This is a genomic window from Bradyrhizobium sp. WSM2793, from assembly GCF_000379585.1.
GTDB lineage: Bacteria > Pseudomonadota > Alphaproteobacteria > Rhizobiales > Xanthobacteraceae > Bradyrhizobium.
The window spans coordinates 267,292-288,058 of the sequence record NZ_KB902791.1; the positions used below are offsets into that span (position 1 = coordinate 267,292).

The window sequence follows — 20,767 nt, forward strand, 5'->3', positions numbered from 1 at the left end:
TCGATTACAGATACCAGGCCAGCACGGCCTCGAGCCTTGCGTTGCCGATGACTGGCAGGGCCACCATCCGGTTCAGCCCGGCTGCGCAGGCCTCGGACCCGGCGATCGAGCCGTCATGGCTGAGATCGTCGTTGAGCGCGGGCATGCCGGTGGCCCAGGCGCCGCCGATGCTGCCTTCGCCTCGGGCGATGGATTTGTCCGCATAGCGTGCGGCAAGGTCGGTCTGCGCGCTGCAATCGCCGGCGCGAAAGACCAGTGCCGAACGGGCCTCGTTCGGGACCCAGATCTCGAAGCGTCGCGCAATCGGCGTTGCCTGCGCCGAGAGGAATGTCAAAACCCAGGTCTGGTCGGTGCCGGTTCGGTAGGGTACGCCGACCCCCAGATTGATCCCGACCTTGGCGGCGTCCTCCCAGCGCAGGAAGCTCTTGGCGTCGTGCAGGTCCTTGATGATTAGCGGCAGGCCCGCCTTCCAGGTGCGTCCGGGCAGGCCGAAGCCGCGAGGAAACTTGGTGTGGCGGGAGTTGAATTCGAACATCTCCGCCGCGCCGTAATAGCCGTCGACGAGGCCCATCTCGTGGGAGAGATCAGGATCGTTGTGCCAGAGCTCGATCGCGCCGACATGCGCCTCCTCGTCGCCGCAGAACAGCACCATCACGGCTTGCAGGAATTCGCCTGCGAACACCGGCACCGCCACGCCGCAGGTGAGGCCGGCCGCGACGGCCTGATCGGTTCGCTTGAAATAGGAGTTGGCGAATTTCGTGAGGATGACGGGATGGCCGCAGGCCCAGGCCTTGCCTGGAAGCCCCTCGTCATATCCGAAGTGCAGCTCTTCGCTGACGGCCTTGAACGCGGACAGCCCTTCATCGTAGAGGCCGCCGCCGAATTCCAGCCGCATGCGCGTCCGGTCAGGCACCCAGAGTTCAACGACGCGAATGAAGGTTTTCATCGAGCGTGTCCGCCGCCTCAAACCACGACAGCATCGGTCATTTGGCTGCGGAGCGGACGTTTAAAATTCAGGCAGCACGGCTCAAACTTCGTGCGGCGACGAGGCGAGGCGGCGGCGCTCGCCGATCGAATTTCATGAAACAAAAACCCTCCGGGCTCGCCGGCCTCGGCCGGCGACGGCATTTCAATCCTGGCCCTCGGCCTATCGGGCGGAGGGCGTCAGCCGATCGGCAGTCGTGTGACCGTCGGGCGACTGTCGGCGATGATCTGCGGCTTGTGCTCGCGCTCGCCGATCGGCTGGGTCACCGGCAGTTGCAGCACGGTTGCGCGCTGGCCTTCGACCAGTTGCGTCACCAGCACGGATTTGCCGTCCGGGAATTCGATCGCGTCATGATGGCGATCGGGAATGTGCGGATCGATCTTGCCGAACTTGCCGACGCGGGAGTTGACGGTGCGCGTCCAGATCCAGCGGTTGTCGTAACGGACGTCGTCGGCGAAGGCGAGCTCCGTCCCCGGCAGCAGGCAGACCGCGACGGAGAGATCGGCTTCGGAGGCGAAGCCGCGCGTCGAGGTGCCGCGGAATGTTGTCGTAACGATCGTCTCGCCGACTTCTGCGGGGCGCGTCGCGACGGCATGCAGGCTGTAGTCACACATCGGGTGCTCCTCAATGCAGAGATAGCGACCCGCGCCTCTTTCGGAGGCGCAGGCCCCTACCAGAGTGGAAGCACGTGACGGTCTGCTCGGTTGTAGGCAAATCTGCGGCTGGGATCCGCGAGCCCCGATCACATTATCTTTTCCATCTTTTCCGAATTTGTTAGGAACAAAGTCGGCTTCCGTGCATTTGGCAGCCGCGTCTCGACAACCGCGCGTGTCAACGACCGGCGGAGTGATGCGGTTGCGCGGCAACGCGATGCTGGTGATGCGATCAGCGTTGCTGCGGCTGCACTCAAACGAGCTGCGCATTTGGGCCGTCCCCCTCGAACTCGAAAGGCCGCGAAGCGATGTTGCGTCGCGCGGCCTGCCGAGGATGTCGCGAAAGGAGGAGGGGCCGGACAATCTGTGCGATACCAGAAAGACTATCCAGCCGGAGCGGACCGTTATCCGCTCCAATCTCTGATCGGCGAGGCCGATCGAAGGCGCGCGCGAGGCGCAAAAGACTTCAGTATCGAGTACTTCCGGTATCAGTACTTGCGATAAAGCCCGATCAGCTTGCCCTGAATCTTCACGCGGTTCGGCGGCAGGATGCGCACCTCATAAGCGGCATTGGCGGGCTCCAGCGCGATCGAGGCGCCGCGGCGGCGGAAGCGCTTGAGCGTGGCCTCCTCGTCGTCGATCAGTGCCACCACGATGTCGCCGGTATCGGCGCTCTCGTTGCGCTGGATCAGCGCCATGTCGCCGTCGAGGATGCCGGCCTCGACCATGGAATCACCGCGCACTTCGAGCGCGTAATGCTCGCCGGAGCCGAGCATGTCGGGCGGCACGCTGATCGTGTGGCTGCGGGTCTGCAAAGCCTCGATCGGAGTACCGGCCGCGATGCGGCCCATCACGGGCACCGCAACGGGTCGCTCGCCCTCGTCCGCGGACGGGCTGGAGCTAGCGCGTAGCTTGCCGAGATTGCCCTCGATGACGCTTGGCGTGAAGCCGCGTCGGTTGCCGGCGGCAGCCTGGAGCTCCGGCAGCTTGATCACTTCAATGGCCCGGGCGCGGTTGGGCAGGCGGCGGATGAAGCCGCGCTCCTCGAGCGCGGTGATCAGGCGGTGGATGCCTGACTTCGAGCGCAGGTCGAGCGCATCCTTCATCTCGTCGAAGGACGGCGGCACGCCGCTTTCCTTCAAGCGCTCGCTGATGAACCGCAGAAGCTCGTATTGTTTGCGCGTTAACATCTCGAACAAAGTCCCCCGGTTGATGTCGTTCGATTCCGAGACGATGAGTTCAGCGATAAGCCGCTACATCTCGAAACAAATCATGAACGGACACTATATGTTCGATATGTGTTCCGCAACTGCTTAATTTACCGTGAACAGAACGAAACTCACGGAATGCGTGTGGCGGCGCAGTTCAGACGGGGAGCCGCAGCACCTCGCAGGGGCTGCCGGCCTCGGCCTTCGGCGCAAACGGTGCGCGCACGAGAAGTACCTGTGCTGCAGCAAGATTCGCAAGCAGAGAGGAGTCCTGATGGCTGACGGGAAGGGCGACGAGCGCGCCATCGTCGCGCTTTTCCAGGCGCGCGCGCAGATAATCCTCGCGCTGGTCGTTGGCGCCGAGATCGCGGCCCAGCACGACGCGCTCGCGATGATGATGAATCACCGAACGGCCTGATAGCGCGCGAATCAGCGGCACCATGAACAGGAAGGCGCAGACGTAGGACGACACGGGATTGCCGGGCAGGCCGATGACGCCCATCGCCCCTAACCGCCCGTGCATCATCGGCTTGCCGGGCCGCATCGCGATCTTCCAGAACGCCATCGCGATGCCTTCGTCCTTGAGCGCCTGCTGGACCAGATCGTGGTCGCCGACCGATGCGCCGCCGGTCGTGACCAGGATGTCGGCGCCGCTTTCGCGCGCGCGGCGGATGCCGGCGGTGGTGGCCTCCAGCGTATCGGCGGCGACACCGAGGTCGATGGTCTCGGCGCCTTCGCTGCGGGCGAGCGCGTGCAGGGCATAGCCGTTGGAATAGACGATCTGGCCGTGCCCGGGCGTTGAGCCCGGCATCACCAGTTCGTCGCCGGTGGCGAGAATCGCGACCTTCGGACGGCGGCAAACGGCGAGCTGCGGGTGGTTCATTCCGGCGGCGAGGGCGAGATCGCGCTCCGTCAGACGGGTTCCCTTGCGCAGGAGAACGTCGCCCTCGCGGAAATCGACGCCGGCGGGGCGGATGTGCCGACCCACGATCGCGGCTTCCTTGATCGTTATGTGCTTGCCTTCGGCGATCGTGTCCTCCTGGATCACGACCGCATCCGCGCCGTCCGGAACGACGCCGCCGGTGAAGATCCGCACGGCTTCGCCGGCGCCGACCTTTCCCGTGAACGGACGGCCCGCCGCGACCTCACCGATCATTGTCAGCGTGGAATCCATTGTTGCCGCATCGGCCGCGCGCACGGCATAGCCGTCCATCGCCGACATCGCCTGGGGCGGCTGGGTGCGCCGCGCAGCGACGTCCTGCGCGAGCACGCGATGGTAGGCTTCGTCGAGTGAAACCATCTCTGCAGGCAGCGGCTCTGCACCCGCCAGCACCGCAGCAAGGGCGTCGGAAACCGGCATCAAGGCCACGGCGAAACTCCTGCTCGGCACGTTCGGATGAAATGTTCCGACAGTCTTCTAGCCGAGCGCGGGGGCAGAGGCAAAATGGCGGAGCGGGCAGGATTTATCCTGCCGCTTCCAGCCCAGGATGGAAGGCAGGCTCAGGCTTGGCGTGGCATGATCCAGAGAACGAGACCGATCGGCAGGAGGGTGGCCATGGCGAGGACGAGAATGACGAGCGCCACGGCCAGCATCGCTCAACTCCCGCTCGGCCGGTCCGGCCCGGCGTCCAGCGCGACGTCGGGAGCCTTCGGGCCTTGATCCTTGTCGGGCAGCGGATCGGCCTGGGATTTCAGGTCGGCGGCCTTGCTGATCAGCTTGGCGGAAAGGTCAGAATCCGAGGTGGTTCTTGCGAATTCAAGCAGGAGAGAGGCTTGCTTGGTGAGATAGGTTTTGCCCAGCACGTGCATAAGTCCGGTGTAGAAGTCCCAACGGACTCAAGAGTCCGTAAGGGGCCATTCCGTTCCCGGAACTCCGTACAAAAATGCACAAAGCGCTCTGGTTCCTCATTTTGGGCAAAATTGGTTCCGGAAGACTTGGCGACATTGGCGTCTCCCGCTGCGCGGAGATCGTCAGATGCCCAATGCCTTCAAGGCGTTCCCGACGTCGCGCGGCGACGTCACATGCACCGCTGTCAGCCCGCGCGACCGCGCGCCTTCAACATTCTCGGCGAGATCGTCGAAGAAAACGATACGTCCTGCGGGCACGCCGATGGCGGCGACGACATGGTCGAAGGCTTCCGCATCCGGTTTGCGCAGGCCGATGCTGGACGACAGATATAGCGCGCGGAAATGGCCGAGCAGTTCGCCGTATTCCTTCGAGAAATAGTCGACATGCGGCCGGTTGGTGTTGGAGAAGGCGTAGAGCGGCATCTGCTTCGCCGCGCGCGGCAGCAGCTCGGCGATGTCAGGCATCTCGCCGGCGAAGATCGCGTTCCAGCCTTCCAGGAACTGGGCGTCCGAAATGCCGATGCCGAGCGAAGCACGCAGCGAGGCGAAATAGTCCTCGTCGCTGATCCTGCCGACCTCGTGCAGCCGGTAAGCCTCATCACGCACATAGCGCGCGACGATGGCCTCGGGCTGGCAGCCGGCATGTCCCGCCCAGCAGGCGATCGCCTTGGAGAAGTCGATGTCGAGCACCACGCGCCCGAGATCGAACAGAAGCGCATCCGCGCTGCCGGGAGAAAGCGAGTTCACTTGCATCCTTTCACTCAGTATCGATAGGGATCGTGGTCGAATAGCGGGAATGCGCTGAAGACGCTCGGCGCGTTGGTGGCGGTCGCCGGATGCAGGCAGGATTTGTCGACCTCGGCAAATGACGTGGCGCCCAAAAGGCCGAGGCAGCGCAGCACTTCGTCCTCCAGCAGCTCCAGCATCCGCGCGACGCCGGCCTCGCCAGCCGCCGCTAGCGCCCAGCATTGCAGCCGGCCGATCCCGACCATGTCCGCGCCCGCCGCGATCGCCTTGACGATGTCGGTGCCGCGACAGACACCGCCGTCGACCATGATCTTGGCGCGGCCCTTCACGGCCTCGACGATCTCGGGCAACACATGCATGGCGCCGCGGCCGTGGTCGAGCTGGCGGCCGCCATGGTTGGAGACGTAGATCCATTCGACGCCGTGATCGATCGCGATCAGGGCGTCCTCGGCGGTGGCGATGCCCTTCAGGATCAGCGGAATCCTGAACTTGTCCTTGATCATCTTCACGGTCCGCCACTCCAGGCCCTTCTGGAAATCGCCGCCGGTGGCACGCAGGCGGCTTTCGCGAACGTAGCGCTTGGCGATGTCACGCTCACGACGGCTGTAATGGGCGGTATCGACGGTCAGGCAGAAGGCGGCATAGGCGCTCTTCTCGGCCCGGCTGACGACATCGGCGACAAAGGCGTCGTCGCCGCGGACATAGAGCTGATAGAGCCGCAGCGCATCGGGTGCGGCTTCGGCGGTCTGCTCCAAGCCGGGCTCGGACACCGAGCTAAGCATGTGCGCTGCACCGAAGGTGCCGGCAGCGCGCGCGACGCTCGCCGCGCCATCCGGATCGAAGATCTCGAGCGCGCCGACGGGGGCGAGCACCACCGGCAGGCGCATCCTGCGGCCGAACTGCTGAACCGAGCCGTCGACCTTGCGGACGTCGCGCAGCACGCGCGGGCGGAAGGCGATCTCGTCCAGCGCCATGCGGTTGCGGCGCATCGTGGTTTCGGTCTCGGCGGCGCCCACGATGTAGTCCCAGGCGTTCTGGTTGAGGTTGGCCCGCGCTTTCCGAATGAATTCGTGCAGGTTTTGGAACGGCTCGTTGCTGGCGCCGAGCTCGACGTTCCGTTCCGGCCGGATCCGGGGTGCTTCGTTCATTGTTATCCTCCCGAGAATTTGAAGCCTTGTGTCATCGCCTAACCCGTCCAGCGTTCCAAAACCATCCTAAAATGGCATGGCTGCGCGGCGTGGACGGGCGCACCGATTGCCCCTTTAGATACCTTTGGGGGCGGGCCAGTCCTGCAACGTTGCCAAAAGTTTAGGCCCGAACGAAGCGATTTTTGCGGTGTACCGGTCGGCGGTGCATCCCGGCCTTGAAGAAACCAGAATGGTATTGTGAGAAGTGGATTGGATCGCCAATTGCATGGCGCTTCCCAAGTCTGCTTCCCAAGTCTCGAGAGACGAGCCCAAGCAAGCTCAAGCGAACCGCCAAGCAAAAAGGCAAGCCCATCCATGCGGAAAACCCTGCTGTTCCCTCTGGGCGCGCTCACCGGAGCGTGTCTCACCCTTCTGGTCGCCAGCCCGCACGGTGGTGTATGGGCGGCACGGGCGGCAGCGAGCGCGGACAATGCCTATTCCCAGCTCAACCTGTTCGGCACGGTGTTCGAGCGCGTCAAAGCGAGCTATGTCGAGAAGCCCGACAACGCCAAGATGATCGAAGGCGCGATCACGGGCATGGTGACCTCGCTCGACCCGCATTCGCGCTACATGAACGCTAAGGCCTGGACCGAGATGCAGGAGACCACCTCCGGCGAGTTCGGCGGCCTCGGCATCGAGGTCACGATGGAAGACGGCCTCGTCAAGGTCGTTTCGCCGATCGACGATACGCCCGCCTCGAAGGCAGGCCTGATGTCCGGCGACCTCATCAGCAAGATCGACGGCGAGGCCGTGCAGGGCATGACGCTCGAGCAGGCCGTCAACAAGATGAAGGGCCCGGTCGATACCAAGACCAAGCTCACCATCGTGCGCAAGGGCGCTGACGCGCCGCTCGACGTCGCGATCACGCGCGAGATCATCCATGTGCGCCCGGTGCGCTTCCACGTCGAGAACGGCGACATCGGTTATATCCGCGTCACCTCGTTCAACGAGCAGACCACCGACGGCCTGAAGAAGGCGATCGCCGCGATCTCCAAGCAGGTGCCGCAGGAGAAGCTCACCGGCTACGTGATGGACCTGCGCAACAATCCGGGTGGACTGCTCGACCAGGCTGTGTCCGTGTCGAGCGCCTTCCTCCAGCGCGGCGAGGTCGTCTCGACCCGCGGCCGCAGTCCGGAAGAGACCCAGCGCTTCACTGCGCATGGCGGCGACCTCACCAAGGGCAAGCCGCTGGTGGTCCTGGTCAATGGCGGCTCGGCCTCGGCTTCCGAAATCGTGGCCGGCGCGCTGCACGACCACAAGCGCGCGACCATCATCGGCACGCGCTCGTTCGGCAAGGGTTCGGTGCAGACGGTCATTCCGCTCGGTGCCGGCAATGGCGCGCTGGCGCTGACCACGGCGCGCTACTACACCCCGTCGGGCCGCTCGATCCAGGCCCAGGGCATCGCCCCCGACATCGAGATCCTGCAGGACGTGCCGCCGGAGCTGAAGGGCCGCATGGACACCATGGCGGAGTCCCAGATGCGCGGGCATCTCTCAGCCGGCGAGGGCGGCGAGCAGACCGGATCGCAGTCCTACGTTCCGCCGAAGGAGGAGGACGACAAGGCCCTGCATGCCGCGTACGACTTCCTGCACGGCGTGAGCGCGAATGCAGTGGCCGCAAAGCCCGCGTCGAAGGCTGCAGTGCCGAACTAGGCTTACGACGTCGAGACATCGATATCGCCCGGGAGTGGACGACCGCTCCCGGGCGATTTCGTTTGGGACCTTAGCGGTGTCCGCAGCGGACCTAACTCGCCTCGCGGCGGCGGGCTTTCGCGCCGCCGCGCTGGGCGAGCCGGCTGCGATGCAGCGCGAACAGCTCCAGCACCTTGTCGGCGGGCTTCGCGGCGCTGAACAGATAGCCCTGCATCTCGGAACAGCCGAGCGCGCGGAGCAGACGCTGCTGCTCCTCGGTCTCGACGCCCTCGGCCGTGGTGGTCATGCGGCGCGCGGCCGCCAGATTGACGACGGCCTGGACGATGCTGGCCGAGCCGTCCGGGCCGGCGATGTCGTCGACGAAGCAGCGGTCGATCTTGATCTTGTCGAACGGGAAACGGTGCAAATAGCTCAGCGACGAGTAGCCGGTGCCGAAATCGTCGAGCGCGATGCGCACGCCGATGGCGCGCAGCTGATGCAGGATCGCCAGCGCCGTGTCGTCGTCGCGGATCAGCACCGCCTCGGTGATCTCGAGTTCGAGCCGGCTCGCCGGCAGGTTGGAAGCAGCGAGCGCCGCCATGATCTTCAGGGCCAACGTGCCGCTCTTGAACTGCACCGGCGAGACGTTGACGGCGAGGCGGATGTCGTCGGGCCAGTTCGCAGCGTCCCGGCAGGCGGTCGCCAGCACCCATTCGCCGATCTCGTTGATCAGACCGGTATCTTCGGCGATCGGGATGAACTCCGCCGGCGAGACCATGCCGCGCGCGGGATGGCGCCAGCGCACCAACGCCTCGCAGCCGGTGATGCGTTCGTCCTTCAGGCTGAGGCAGGGCTGGTAATAGACCTCGAGGCCGCCGTCGCGCCCCCCTTGGGCGATGGCGTGGCGCAGGTCGCTCTCGAGCTGCCGGCGCTCGCGGACCTTGGCATCCATCTCCGGCTCGAAGAAGCGATAGGTGCGGCGTCCGGCGGACTTGGCGGCGTACATCGCCATGTCCGCGTTCTTGAGGACCTGGTCGAGCGCCGTGCCGTGTTCCGGCGCGAGCGCAATGCCAATGCTGGCGTCGGTGGTGAGATGGTGGCCCATGCAGTCGAACGGCGCGCGGATGGCGGCGAAGACCCGTGCGACGAGCTCGTTGACCTGGTCGAGCGATGCCACCGCGCTCTGGACGATGGCGAACTCGTCGCCGCCGAGCCGCGCCACGAAATCCGCCGGGCCGGCACAGCGGCGCAGGCTTGCGGCAATCGATTTCAGCAGCTCGTCGCCGACGAGATGGCCGAGCGCGTCGTTGACGCCCTTGAACTCGTCGATGTCGATGTAATGCACCGCGATCTGTTCGTCGTTGCCGACCGCGGCCAGCTCTTCGCGCAGATGCTCGTGGAACATGGTGCGGTTCGGCAGGTCGGTCAGCGCGTCGTAATGGGCGAGGTGGGTGATGCGCTCCTCGATCCGGCGGCGCTCGGTGATATCCTCATGGGTTGCCACCCAGCCGCCGTCCCTGAGCGGCTCGTTGAGGATGTGGATCGAGCGGCCGTCGGAGGTGTCGACCACCATGGAATTGCGCGTATGGACGCCCTTCAGCACGCGCACGACATAGTCGTCGACGTCGCCCGTGAACGAGCCGGTTGCCTTGCGATGGGCGATGATGTCGTGGAAGCTCGAGCCGGGCTTCACGATCTCGGCCGACAATCCGTACATTTCGAGATAGCGCTGGTTGCAGACCACCAGCCGCTGCTCGGCGTCGAACAGCAAGAGTCCCTGCGTCATGTTGTTGACGGCGCGATCGAGCCGCTGCTTTTCCAGCGTCAGCCGTTCCCGCGAGAGGCGGTGCTGCTCCAGAAGCTTGCGCACGATCGCGATCAGCAAGCCTGCGATGGCGAGTGCGGAAGAGGCGGCGATCGAGATCAGCATGCCGATCTGCTCGCGCCAGTCCGTCAGGGCGGAGGCGCGCGTCGTGGTGGCCATCATCAGGATCGGGAAATGGGGCAGCGCGCGCGAGGAGATCAGCCGGTCTTCTCCGTCCACCGGGCTCGTGAAACGGCCGGCGAAGTGATCGAGGTCGAAAACCCTCTGATGCTGCACCGGACCAGTCTTGAAATTCCGCCCCATCAATTCGCTGGAGTGGGGATAGCGGGCGAGCAGCGTCCCGTCGCGATGCAGCATCGAGATCGTCGCACCCTCACCGAGCGCGACGGATGCGAAGAATTTCTCGAAATTGGCGGGCTCGATGCCGCGTCCAACGGTGCCAAGGAACTCGCCGTTCGGCCCGACGATCTTGCGCACGATCAGGACGGTCCAGGCGCCGGAGATGCGACTGTGCAGCGGCTCGATCAGGACATCCGGCGAATTGGGATCATCCTTGAAGGTGCGAAAATAGGCGCGATCGGCAACGCTCACCTTCGGAGCCGGCCATGCCGACGACGAATTGATCAGATTGCCTTCGGCATCGATGATGTTGACGCCCCCGATGTAGGGCAGCGCCTCGATCTTCGAGCGCAGCATCCGGTGGATGTCCTGGCCCGAAAGGCGCTTGCGATAGTCCTCGACGGTCGTGATTCCGGTCGTGCGGACGTGGTCGACGAAATCCTTCTGGATGACCGCGAAGTCCTGCAATTGCTGGTCGAAATGATGGGTGAGCAGCAGCACGGTGTTTTCCAGCTCGCGGCTGGAGTTGCGCAGCGCCCGCTCGCGGAAATTCTGCGCCATCAGGACAGAGCCGACGGCGATGGCCGCGATCAGCAGCGTGCCGCCCACGACCAGCCAGCGGATCGGTCCGCTGCGCACGAAGGCCTGGTCAAAGAGGCGGCTGCCGAATCTCGTCATCATGCTGGATCGTTGCCGTGCACACGTCAGGATCAATTCTTGGCCCCGAAAACATCCGTTGGTTTACGGGAACGGTGTGGAGGCGAAGTTAGGAAGCGCGGTTAACGCTGTGTGAACGGCCGCGCGCAAATGCAACCGAGGTCCGCGATTACAGCGGGCAGGAATTGCCGAAGCATTGGAGGGCGCCGGTCAATTCCTGCCGGCCACGCCACAATCAACCAAGCCCTAACCATCTAACGTGTTGGGGAGCCTCAAATCGGCGTTGGCACGTGATTTGCGACATGCCTGCTGACGACACAGAGAGGACGCAACGATGAAAAACACCCTGAAGAACTTCCTCGCCGACGAGCGTGGGGCAACCGCGATCGAGTACGGCCTGATCGCGGCCGGAATCGCGCTGGCCATCATCACCGTCGTGAACGGCATGGGCGCCAAGCTCAACAGCAAATTCACCGCGATCAGCGCTTCACTGCGCTGATCGCGTGGGTTCCGCTGCGTGCCAGTATCGCCACCACGATCAGCGCCGCGACGATGTTCGCGGCGGCACCGACCAGGATCGGCATCGTATAGCTGTGGTTGACGTCGTAGGCGAAGCCGGCTGCACTCGGGCCAATCAGCGTGCCGAACGCCACGCTGGTGTAGAGAATGCCGATGATTCCGCTGACATTGCGTCCGCCAAAATAGTCCATGACCACAGAGGGCAGCACCGCGACCCAGCCGCCGTAGAACACGCCGTAGATGAAGGCAAAAGCGGCGAGGGTCCAGACCTCAGCGGCAATGGCCCAGATCGCCATCGCGAGCGCCATTCCGGTCAGGACCATGATCAGCGAGCGGTCGCGGCCCATCAGGTCGGCGAGTGCGCCGAGAAAGAAACGGCCTGCGGTGCTGCCGGCCCCGATCACGCCGAGCAGCAGCACTGCAGAGGACGCCGCGACCCCGTGATCGCGCGCGTAGGGCACGAGATGGACGAACGGGACGAAGGCTCCGAACGAGCAGACCAGACACGATAAATAGAGGGCGACAAATCGCGTCGACCGGACCGCCTCGCGCACGGATGCGCCGCCGGCGTTGCTGGCGCCCGCGGCATCGCGAGGCGGATCGCCATCGGGTCCGAGGCCGCGGTGCTTCGGATCGTTCTCGATGAGCAGCGACATCCCGCCGCCCAGCACCAGCGCAATCGCGCCCAGCACCAGATAGGCGCCGCGCCAGCCCACCGAGGCGATCAGCAACGAGGCGAGCGGCGGCATCGCCAGCGTACCGAGCCCGATGCCGCTCACCGCGAGCCCGGAGGCAAAGCCGCGGCGCCTGACGAACCAGCGTTGCACGGCGCCGATGGCCGGAACATAGGCGCATCCGACGCCGAGGCCGACGCCGAGCCCGTAGGCGAGATAGACCTCGACGACGGACCGGGCAGTGCTCGCAGCCGCGAGTCCGACCGCGACCAGGATCATGCCGGCGACGGCCAGCGGACGCGAGCCAAACCGGTCGGCGAGGGGACCGCTGACGAGGCCGAGCGCGAAGTACAGAAAGCCCGCGATCGAGAACACCAGCGAGATCGAACCGCGCGAGGCGCCGAAATCGCGCTGGAGCGGCTCGAGGAATGCGCTGAACGTGTAGGCGGAGCCGAAGCCGACGAACATGACGGCAAACGCCGCCGCGACGACGAACCAGCCGTGGAAAATGCTTCGCTGAGCGGGCGTGGATCGAGTGGTCAATGCGGCCTCCGCGAGGTGAGGGAAGGATGGCGACGATGCCAGGACGTGGCCCGCTGGAAGGCCGCGCCGGCGCGCACGAGCGTGGCTTCGTCCAGATGGGCGGCGACGAGTTGGAATGCGATCGGCAGCCCGTCCGTCGACGCACCGCCTGGCAGCGTGATGGTGGGATGACCGGTCATGTCGAACGGGCAGGTGTAGCGCTGCAGCTTCGCAATCAGTCCGGCTGTTCGCCGAGCGTCTGGATCATGGCAAGCGTCACGGGCGGGAACGGGTGCACCGGGATCAGCAGCAGGTCGATGGTCTCGAACAGCGCAGTCACCCGGCCGCGTAGCGCCAGCCGCCGCAGCAGGATCTTCTGATAGTCGAGAGCAGATAGAGCGCGGCCGGTCTCGAGCACGGAGGCGAGGATCGGACCATACTCATCCTTGCGAGCGGGATAGGTCGCCTCATGAGCGACCGCAGCTTCCACCGCACAGTTCGGCGTCCAGTCGGCGATCGCCTGCGTGACGTCGGGAAATCGGACATTGACGGTGTCGGCGCCAAGCGCGCGGAAGGCATCGATGGCGTCCGCCAGCACGCGCTGGGTCGCAACGTCCACGTCGTCGCTGTTCCAGGCGGGATCGACGCCGATCCGCAGGCCCCGCACGTCCTGTGCGGCGGCGGCCAGATAGTCGGGCACCGGATCGACCAGCGACGTCGGGTCGTTCGGATCGTGTCCGGCGATGACGCCGAGCAGCGCACCGGCGTCGGCCGCGCTGCGGCCGATCGGTCCGACATGGTCGAGGGTCGCGGCAAGCTCGAAGGTGCCGTGGCGGCTGACGCGGCCCCAGCTCGGCTTCAATCCGGTCAGGCCGTTGGCGGCGCAGGGCCAACGGATCGAACCGCCGGTGTCGGAGCCGAGCGAGCCGAAGCAAAGTCCGGCAGCCGTCGCGACCGCCGAGCCGCTGGACGAGATACCCGGCCAGTAGCTCGCATTCCACGGATTCTTCGGCGGTTTCACCAGCGGATGGTGATCGGCATAGGCGCACTCGGTGAGTTGCACCTTGCCAAGGATCACGGCGCCCGCGTTCTTGAGCCGGCGCACGACGGTTGCATCTGCACTGGGACGAAAGTCGCGATGAAGCGTCGTGCCTGCCGCCGTCGGAACGCCCTCGGTCCAGAACAGGTCCTTGAGCGCAATCGGCACGCCATGCAGGGGCCCCCGATACCGGCCCTGCGCGATGTCGGCGTCCGCGGCTTCCGCCTCGGCCATGGCCGTTTCCGCCATCACGTGAACGTAGCTGCCGAGATCGCGGTCGATGGAATCGATCCGGTCGAGTTGTGCGCGCGTCATCTCCAGCGCCGAGATTTCGCGCGCCTTGAGGCGTGCCGCGAGCGCGGTGAGTTCGAGATAGTGCAGGGCGTCGGCCACGGCTCGGTTCTCCATTCCGGTGATAGCAGAGGCGTTCGACCCCGAGGGATCGTTCGACACCAGTATGAGTAAGATACAGGTGTCGCTTGCTGTCAACCAGTAAATCTGTTTTACTGGTGTTCAAATCTTTGGTGTTCCGATGTCGAAAGAGTCGCGCAAATTCCAGGTTCCCGACGCGTTGGCGAACCTCTACGATTTCGCCAACACGCTCGATGTTCGCCACTTCACGCATTTCGGCGTGGAGCACCCGGAGAGCGATGAGCTCAGTGGCCCGAAGGACCTGGCGGACTGGATGCGGGAACGCGGCCTTGGCGCCAAGGGCGGCCATGTCACGCCGGCGATGTTCGAGACTGCGCTGAGGCTGCGCGGGGCGTTGCGTGCCTATCTGCAGTGTGAGCCGAGCGAGCGGCTCCGGAACAAGAGCGTTCTTGGCGCGCTCAATGACGCGCTGGCGCCGTTCCCGTTGCGGGTCGAAGCGCTCGCAGGCCGTGGCGCAACGCTGTCAGCGGCGCGCGAGGATGCGCTCGCCGGCCTCTCGGCCATCGCGATCGAGCTTCATGACGCAACCCTCGTGGGAACGCTGGACCGGCTGAAGATGTGCGCGTCGGAGGAATGCCGCCGGGTGTTCTTCGACCGGTCGAAACCATCGACGCGGCGGTGGTGCATGTCGACGCTATGCGGCAACCGGATGAAGACGCGCGCTTATCGCGAGCGGCAGCGCGAGGCGAAATAGAGCGGATTGCGCAGTCAGGCGCGGTAATGGCCGGACTTGCCGCCGAGCTTTTCGACCAGATGGATGCCCTCGATGCGCACGCCGCGCTCGACCGCCTTGATCATGTCGTAGATGGTGAGGCAGGCGACCGAGACGGCCGTGAGGGCCTCCATCTCGACGCCGGTCGGACCCGTGACCTTTACGCTGGCGCGGACGAGGCAACCCGGCAGTTTTGCGTCGGGCTCGATGTCGAGCGTCACCTTCGACAGCGCCAGCGGATGGCAGAGCGGGATCAGCTCCGAGGTGCGCTTGGCGGCCATGATGCCGGCGATGCGGGCGGTGCCGAGCACGTCGCCCTTCTTGGCATTGCCGGATACGATCAGATCGAGCGTCGCCTTGGTCATGACGACGCGGCCCTCCGCGACCGCAAGCCGCTCGGTCGCGGGCTTGTCCGAGACGTCGACCATCCGCGCCTCGCCGGAGGCGCCGATATGGGTGAGGGCCGGGACGGCTTTTTTCGCCGGCTTGCGCGCCATGTCAGCGCGTGCCCGTCGCGCGCGCCGCACTCTGGCGCGCGAGCAGCGTGCGCGTCGCGGCGGTGACGTCGGCCTGCCGCATCAGGCTCTCGCCGACCAGGAAGGTCGACATGCCGACGCGCTCGAGCCGGGCAAGATCGGCGGGCGTGAAGATGCCGCTCTCGCCGACCATCAGTCGATCCCCCGGGATCAGCGGCGCCAGCGTTTCGCTGGTCGCGAGCGTGGTCTCGAAGGTGCGAAGATTGCGGTTGTTGACCCCGATCATCGGCGAGCGGAGCTTGAGCGCGCGGTCGAGCTCGGCGCGGTCGTGGATCTCGATCAGCACGTCCATGCCGTAGGCGAGCGCGGCGTCTTCGAGGTCTTTGGCGGTGGTATCATCGAGCGCGGCCATGATGATCAGGATGCAATCGGCGCCGTGCGCGCGCGCTTCCGCCACCTGGTAGGTGTCGAACATGAAATCCTTGCGCAGCACCGGCAGTGCCGTCGCTGCACGCGCCGCCACCATGAAGTCGAGATGGCCCTGGAACGAGGGCGTGTCGGTCAGTACGGACAGGCAGGCCGCGCCGCCGGCCTCATAGGCCTTGGCGAGCTGGGGCGGGTCGAAATCGGCGCGGATCAGCCCCTTCGACGGCGAAGCCTTCTTCACCTCCGCGATCAGCGCGTAGTCGCCATTGGCGTGCTTGGCCTTGATCGCGCGCACGAAGCCGCGCGGTGCGGCTTGCGCCTTGGCCTTCGCCTCGACCGCCGAGAGTGGCTCCGCGCGCTTGGCGGCTGCGATCTCTTCGCGCTTATAGGCTTCGATCTTGGTCAGGATGTCCGACATGTCAGGCTTGGCCGTTCGAGATCGCGATCAGGTGCTTCAGCTTCGCCTTGGCCGCGCCGCTGTCGATCGACTTCATGCCGAGCGCGACGCCCTCCTTGAGGTCCTTGGCGCGTCCGGCCACCACCAGCGCGGCGGCGGCGTTCATCAACGCGACGTCGCGGTAGGCGCTCGGCTTGCCGTCGAGCACGCTCTGCAGGGCGATTGCATTGGCGTCGGCGTCACCGCCTTTCAGCGCGCCGGCCTCGCAGCGCGGCAGGCCGGCGTCCTCCGGCGTCACCTCGAAATTGCGGATCTCGCCGTTGTGGAGCGCGGAGACGAAGGTCGGGCCGGTGAGGGTGATCTCGTCGAGGCCGTCGGAGCCGTGCACCACCCAGGCGGATTCAGAGCCGAGGTTCTTCAGCACCTGCGCCAGCGGCTGCACCCATTGCCGCGAGAACACGCCGACCATCTGCCGCTTCACGCCCGCCGGGTTGGACAGGGGGCCGAGCAGATTGAAGATCGTGCGTGTCGCGAGCTCGACCCGCGTCGGGCCGACATTCTTCATGGCCGGGTGATGAGCGGGGGCGAACATGAAGCCGATGCCGCATTCGCGCACGCAATGGCCGACCTGCTCGGGCCTGAGGTCGATCTTCACCCCGAGCGAGGCCAGCACGTCGGCGGCGCCCGAGCGCGACGACAGCGCGCGGTTGCCGTGCTTGGCCACCGGCACGCCGGCGCCGGAGACGATGAAGGAGGCGCAGGTCGAGACGTTGACCGAGCCAGAGCCGTCGCCGCCGGTGCCGACGATGTCGACGGCTTCCGGCGGTGCCGTCACGCTCAGCATCTTGGAGCGCATCGCCGTAACGGCGCCGGTGATCTCGTCCACCGTTTCGCCGCGCACCCGCAGCGCCATCAACAGGCCGCCCATCTGCGAGGGCGTGGCTTCGCCCGACATCATGGCGTCGAAGGCGGAAGCCGCTTCCTCACGCGACAGGCTGGCGCCGGTCGCCACTTTTCCAATGATCGATTTCAGGTCGTCCATCGCGTGCTTTCAACTCACTGGTTCGCGCCGGTCACCTGCGCGAAGGCGGCCTGATTAATGGTGGTCCCGATGTCGGTTTCAAGCTTGTTGACGTAAGAGGCGACCTGCTCCTCGGTCTGGGCACGGTCGAGGCTTTCCTTCAGCTTCTTGATCGCGTCGGAGGCGGCGTCGACCGCGGGTTCGACGATGTCGGTGACGCGGAACACGATCACCTCGGTGCCGCCGGTCACCGGCGTCTGTCCGACGCCGTCCTTGGCGGTGCGGAAGGCGGCCGATACGACGGCCGCGGGCACGCCGGCGGGCGTATCGTCGCGCTTGAAGCCGGTTGCTGTCTCGACCTTGGCGCCGATCGCTGCGGCTTCATCGGCAAGCTTGCCGCCTGCTTCGAGCTTCTGCACCATCTCGGTCGCCTTGGCCTTGAGCTTGGTGGCGATCTGGTCCTGGCGCCAGCGCGCCTCGACCTGGTCGCGGACCTCGTCGAGATTGCGGTCGCGCGAAGGCGTGATGGCGAGCACGTCGTACCAGACATAGCCGCCCTTGAACGAGATCGAGTCGTTGTCGACGCCGACATCGGTGTTGAAGGCCTGCGACACCACGTCGAGGCCCTGCGGAATGTTGGCGACCGGCTGGCCGTTCGGGGCGCGGCCGGAGCGATCGACCGCGTCGATGGTCACGGCGGTGAGGCCGAGCTTCTGCGCAGCGTCGATCACGCTGGCGCCGCCGCCGCGCTCGTCTTCCATCTTGTCGCGGAGATCGGCAACCTTGACGCGCGCGCGCTCGGTGGCGATCTCGCGCTTGATGTCGCCGGCAAGGCTGGCGTAGTCCGCCTCCTTGCCCGGCTCGATCTTGTCGACCCTGACGATCGCGACGCCGAGCCCGCCCTGGATCGGCTGGCTGATCTCGCCGACGGGAAGCGCGAAGGCGGCATCGCCGACGGCGGCAGCGAGCGAAGACTTGGTCACGAGGCCGAGGTCGACATCGGAGGCGCTCAGCCCGCGCTCCTTGCCGAGATCCTCGAACGACATTCCGCCGACGAGGCGCTCGCGTGCGGCCTGCGCGTCGGTCACGTTGGGAAACACGATCTGCTGGATCTGGCGCTTCTCCGGCGTGCCGAGCCGGTCCTTGCGCTGCTCGAACATCTTCTTGGCGTCCTCGTCGGAGACCTCGCTCCACTTGCCGATTTCTTCCGGCGAGACCACGACGAAGGAGATCTTGCGGTATTCGGGCGCGCGGAACTGAACCTTGTGATCCTCGAAATAGGCGGCGAGCGCCTCGGGCGAGGGCGCGTCGATCTGGCCGGCCTGGGCGGCGTCGAGCCTGACGAACTCGATGGCGCGCTGCTCGTTCTGGAAGCGCGTCAGCACGTCGATCATGGCTTTCGGCGGCTCGAGGCCGGCGCCGATCGTGCCGGTGATCTGCCGGCGCAGCGACACCTTGCGCTGCTCGGCGACGTAGCGCTGCTCGGTATAGCCGAAATTGCGGATCACGGCCTGGAACCGGTTCGCATCGAAGCTGCCGCCGACGCCCTTGAAGTTGGGGTCGTTCATGATGAGCTGGCGGATCTGGTCGTCGGACTGGCCGAGCCCGAGCCGGCGCGCCTCTTCGTCGAGGGCGGCTTCCGCGATCGTCTGCTGCAGCACCTGGCGGTCGAGGCCGAAGGCACGCGCCTGGTCGGGCGTCAGCGGACGGCCGAACTGGCGGCTGATCTGTTGCAGGCGGTCCGTGTAGATCTGGCGGAACTCGTTCAGCGAAATCTCGGTGCTGCCGACCTTGGCCACCGTGGACTGCCCGAAGCCCTTGAAGATGTCGGCGATGCCCCAAATGCCGAAACTGACGATCAACACGCCCATCACCACGGCCATAATCGTCTTGCCGAGCCAGTTTGATGAGGCCTTGCGCATTCCTCGAAGCATTTGGTCCAACTTGTTTGAGCAGGAGGGGAACGGGAGCGCGTCTTAATGCAGATTCAGCAAAAGCGCGTCACCAAATTGATCAATCATCATAAAGTGGTGGCTTTCCCCCCGCAACCTCGGGTCCGGCGACCGTTTGCGGCTGCGGTTAAAAGCCTCTGGTCTCTGGAACTGCAGCAGGTCCTCTGCTAGCGCATGCACAAACCTCATTTTGCTGGAAATTGACATGACCGACGCCATCCGCCCCCTGATCGCCGGCAATTGGAAAATGAACGGCCTGAAGGCCCAGGCCGCCGAGTTCGACGCCATGCTCAATGGTGCGGCCGAGGTGACCGGCAAGGCCGATCTGCTGGTCTGCCCGCCTGCGACCCTGATTGCGGCCTTCGCCGACAAGGCGCGCGGCAAGAAAGTCGCGGTAGGCGCCCAGGATTGCCACCCCAAGGCCTCCGGTGCCCATACCGGCGATATCGCCGCCGAAATGCTGGCTGATGCCGGGGCGACCGCCGTCATCGTCGGCCATTCCGAGCGCCGCGCCGACCACGGCGAGGGCGATGCCCTGATCCGGCAGAAGGCCGAGGCCGTCTGGCGCGCCGGTGCGACGGCGATCGTCTGCATCGGCGAGACGCAAGGCCAGCGCGACGCCGGCCAGACCCTGGACATCCTGCGCGGGCAGCTCGCCGGCTCCCTGCCTGATGGCTCGACGGCCGCGAATCTCATCGTGGCCTATGAGCCGGTCTGGGCGATCGGCACCGGGCTCACCCCCACGGCCAAGGATGTCGAGCAGATTCATGGGTTTATCCGGGAGGTCCTGACCTCCCGGTTCAAGACCGACGGGGGGAAGATGCGCATCCTCTACGGCGGCTCGGTCAAGCCCTCGAATGCGGCCGAGCTGATGGCGGTCAAGAACGTCAACGGCGCCCTGGTCGGCGGCGCCAGCCTGAAGGCGGCCGATTTCCTTGCGATCGCCAAGGGCTGCCCCTAGCTAACCTCAAAGCGGCTGATCCGGTCCCGATCGGGGGTGGCAATGCCCCCTCTGATCGTGTAACACCGCGCAACTTCAGGAAAACCCGCGAAGCGCGATCGGCCGCCGTCAGGCGCCGCCCGCTTGTGACGGAAGGATACTATGCAGACCGTTGTCATCGTCATCCACCTCATGATCGTCGCCGTCATGATCGGCGCCGTCCTGCTCCAGAAGTCGGAAGGCGGCGGCCTCGGCATGGGCGGGGGCGCAGGCTTCATGTCGAGCCGCGGCACCGCGAACCTCTTGACGCGGACCACCGCGATCCTCGCCGCCGGCTTCTTCCTCACCAGCATGTTCCTGTCCTGGCATGCGGGCTACAGCCGCGCGCCGTCGTCGATCATCGGCACCCCGGCCTCGCAGGGCCAGCCGGCCGGCGGATCGCCGATCGCGCCGCCGACGTCGGGCGGCATCCTGGATTCGCTGAAGAAGGCCGACGAGCAGCAGCAGGCGCCGGCTCCGAGCGGCCCGCAGGTGCCTCGTTCGCAATAAAGCAGGGGGGCCATGCAGGGCGGTGGC

General features: G+C 65.7%; 20 protein-coding genes. 6 read left to right on the plus strand and 14 right to left on the minus strand.

Features of this window, described 5'->3' with window-relative positions; translation table 11 throughout:
- Positions 1-4: 4 nt before the first annotated feature.
- Both A3AS_RS0124780 and A3AS_RS0124785 read right to left on the minus strand, forming a co-directional pair.
- Complete coding sequence (locus A3AS_RS0124780) at positions 5-946, minus strand: GAF domain-containing protein (RefSeq protein WP_018320254.1); 942 nt, start codon at positions 944-946, stop codon at positions 5-7.
- Between the two features lie 218 nt (positions 947-1,164).
- A complete protein-coding gene (locus tag A3AS_RS0124785) occupies positions 1,165-1,599 on the minus strand; it encodes a hypothetical protein (protein ID WP_018320255.1) in 435 nt (144 codons plus the stop codon).
- A gap of 214 nt (positions 1,600-1,813) precedes the next feature.
- Here A3AS_RS0124785 and A3AS_RS0124790 point away from each other — a divergent pair, with 214 nt between their 5' ends.
- On the plus strand, positions 1,814-2,062 hold the full coding sequence (locus A3AS_RS0124790; RefSeq protein ID WP_018320256.1) for a hypothetical protein: 249 nt from the start codon (positions 1,814-1,816) through the stop codon (positions 2,060-2,062).
- Positions 2,063-2,126: 64 nt separating this feature from the next.
- Here the strand turns inward: A3AS_RS0124790 and lexA are convergent, their stop codons facing one another.
- From lexA to A3AS_RS0124820, 5 genes are all read right to left on the minus strand, one after another.
- On the minus strand, positions 2,127-2,828 hold the full coding sequence (lexA, locus tag A3AS_RS0124795) for a transcriptional repressor LexA (protein ID WP_026202323.1): 702 nt from the start codon (positions 2,826-2,828) through the stop codon (positions 2,127-2,129).
- Between the two features lie 175 nt (positions 2,829-3,003).
- On the minus strand, positions 3,004-4,215 hold the full coding sequence (glp, locus tag A3AS_RS0124800; RefSeq protein WP_018320258.1) for a gephyrin-like molybdotransferase Glp: 1,212 nt from the start codon (positions 4,213-4,215) through the stop codon (positions 3,004-3,006).
- A 227-nt stretch (positions 4,216-4,442) separates the two neighbouring features.
- The gene (locus A3AS_RS0124810; RefSeq protein ID WP_049814976.1) at positions 4,443-4,649 is read right to left on the minus strand and encodes a hypothetical protein; all 207 of its coding nucleotides are present in this window, start codon (positions 4,647-4,649) and stop codon (positions 4,443-4,445) included.
- A 168-nt stretch (positions 4,650-4,817) separates the two neighbouring features.
- Positions 4,818-5,447: an HAD family phosphatase gene (locus A3AS_RS0124815; RefSeq protein ID WP_018320261.1), complete on the minus strand. Its 630-nt coding sequence runs from the start codon at positions 5,445-5,447 to the stop codon at positions 4,818-4,820.
- 8 nt (positions 5,448-5,455) lie between these two features.
- Positions 5,456-6,589 (minus strand): alpha-hydroxy acid oxidase, encoded by a 1,134-nt coding sequence (locus A3AS_RS0124820; RefSeq protein WP_018320262.1) that lies wholly within the window; start codon positions 6,587-6,589, stop codon positions 5,456-5,458.
- 354 nt (positions 6,590-6,943) lie between these two features.
- Here A3AS_RS0124820 and A3AS_RS0124825 point away from each other — a divergent pair, with 354 nt between their 5' ends.
- Complete coding sequence (locus tag A3AS_RS0124825) at positions 6,944-8,281, plus strand: S41 family peptidase (RefSeq protein ID WP_018320263.1); 1,338 nt, start codon at positions 6,944-6,946, stop codon at positions 8,279-8,281.
- A gap of 91 nt (positions 8,282-8,372) precedes the next feature.
- Here the strand turns inward: A3AS_RS0124825 and A3AS_RS0124830 are convergent, their stop codons facing one another.
- Positions 8,373-11,105, minus strand: a complete 2,733-nt coding sequence (locus A3AS_RS0124830; protein WP_018320264.1) for an EAL domain-containing protein — start codon at positions 11,103-11,105, stop codon at positions 8,373-8,375.
- 310 nt (positions 11,106-11,415) lie between these two features.
- On the opposite strand from A3AS_RS0124830, the gene A3AS_RS0124835 reads away from it, so the two are divergent.
- Entirely contained in the window at positions 11,416-11,580 is a 165-nt protein-coding gene (locus A3AS_RS0124835) for a Flp family type IVb pilin (protein ID WP_018320265.1), read from the plus strand.
- Here A3AS_RS0124835 and A3AS_RS0124840 read toward each other — a convergent pair.
- Both A3AS_RS0124840 and A3AS_RS0124845 read right to left on the minus strand, forming a co-directional pair.
- Positions 11,561-12,817 carry an MFS transporter gene (locus A3AS_RS0124840; RefSeq protein ID WP_018320266.1) on the minus strand — a complete coding sequence of 419 codons (1,257 nt, stop codon included), beginning with the start codon at positions 12,815-12,817 and terminating at the stop codon, positions 11,561-11,563. The two genes, A3AS_RS0124835 and A3AS_RS0124840, sit on opposite strands and share 20 nt — an antisense overlap.
- Positions 12,818-13,031: 214 nt before the next feature.
- Positions 13,032-14,228: an amidase gene (locus tag A3AS_RS0124845; RefSeq protein ID WP_371260710.1), complete on the minus strand. Its 1,197-nt coding sequence runs from the start codon at positions 14,226-14,228 to the stop codon at positions 13,032-13,034.
- 139 nt (positions 14,229-14,367) lie between these two features.
- Between A3AS_RS0124845 and A3AS_RS0124850 the strand changes: the two genes are divergently transcribed.
- A complete protein-coding gene (locus tag A3AS_RS0124850) occupies positions 14,368-14,961 on the plus strand; it encodes a CGNR zinc finger domain-containing protein (RefSeq protein ID WP_018320267.1) in 594 nt (197 codons plus the stop codon).
- Positions 14,962-14,975: 14 nt separating this feature from the next.
- Here A3AS_RS0124850 and moaC read toward each other — a convergent pair whose 3' ends face one another.
- The 4 genes from moaC to A3AS_RS0124870 are packed head-to-tail and all read right to left on the minus strand — an operon-like array spanning position 14,976 to position 19,233.
- A complete protein-coding gene (gene moaC, locus A3AS_RS0124855; RefSeq protein WP_018320268.1) occupies positions 14,976-15,476 on the minus strand; it encodes a cyclic pyranopterin monophosphate synthase MoaC in 501 nt (166 codons plus the stop codon).
- Position 15,477: 1 nt separating this feature from the next.
- Positions 15,478-16,299: an indole-3-glycerol phosphate synthase TrpC gene (gene trpC, locus A3AS_RS0124860; protein ID WP_018320269.1), complete on the minus strand. Its 822-nt coding sequence runs from the start codon at positions 16,297-16,299 to the stop codon at positions 15,478-15,480.
- A 1-nt stretch (position 16,300) separates the two neighbouring features.
- Positions 16,301-17,320, minus strand: coding sequence for an anthranilate phosphoribosyltransferase (gene trpD / locus A3AS_RS0124865; protein WP_018320270.1), 1,020 nt, complete (start codon positions 17,318-17,320; stop codon positions 16,301-16,303).
- 14 nt (positions 17,321-17,334) lie between these two features.
- Positions 17,335-19,233, minus strand: a complete 1,899-nt coding sequence (locus tag A3AS_RS0124870) for a SurA N-terminal domain-containing protein (protein ID WP_018320271.1) — start codon at positions 19,231-19,233, stop codon at positions 17,335-17,337.
- Positions 19,234-19,456: 223 nt separating this feature from the next.
- Between A3AS_RS0124870 and tpiA the strand changes: the two genes are divergently transcribed.
- Complete coding sequence (tpiA, locus tag A3AS_RS0124880; RefSeq protein ID WP_018320273.1) at positions 19,457-20,212, plus strand: triose-phosphate isomerase; 756 nt, start codon at positions 19,457-19,459, stop codon at positions 20,210-20,212.
- 141 nt (positions 20,213-20,353) lie between these two features.
- Entirely contained in the window at positions 20,354-20,740 is a 387-nt protein-coding gene (gene secG / locus A3AS_RS0124885; RefSeq protein ID WP_018320274.1) for a preprotein translocase subunit SecG, read from the plus strand.
- The last annotated feature ends 27 nt before the right edge of the window (positions 20,741-20,767 follow it).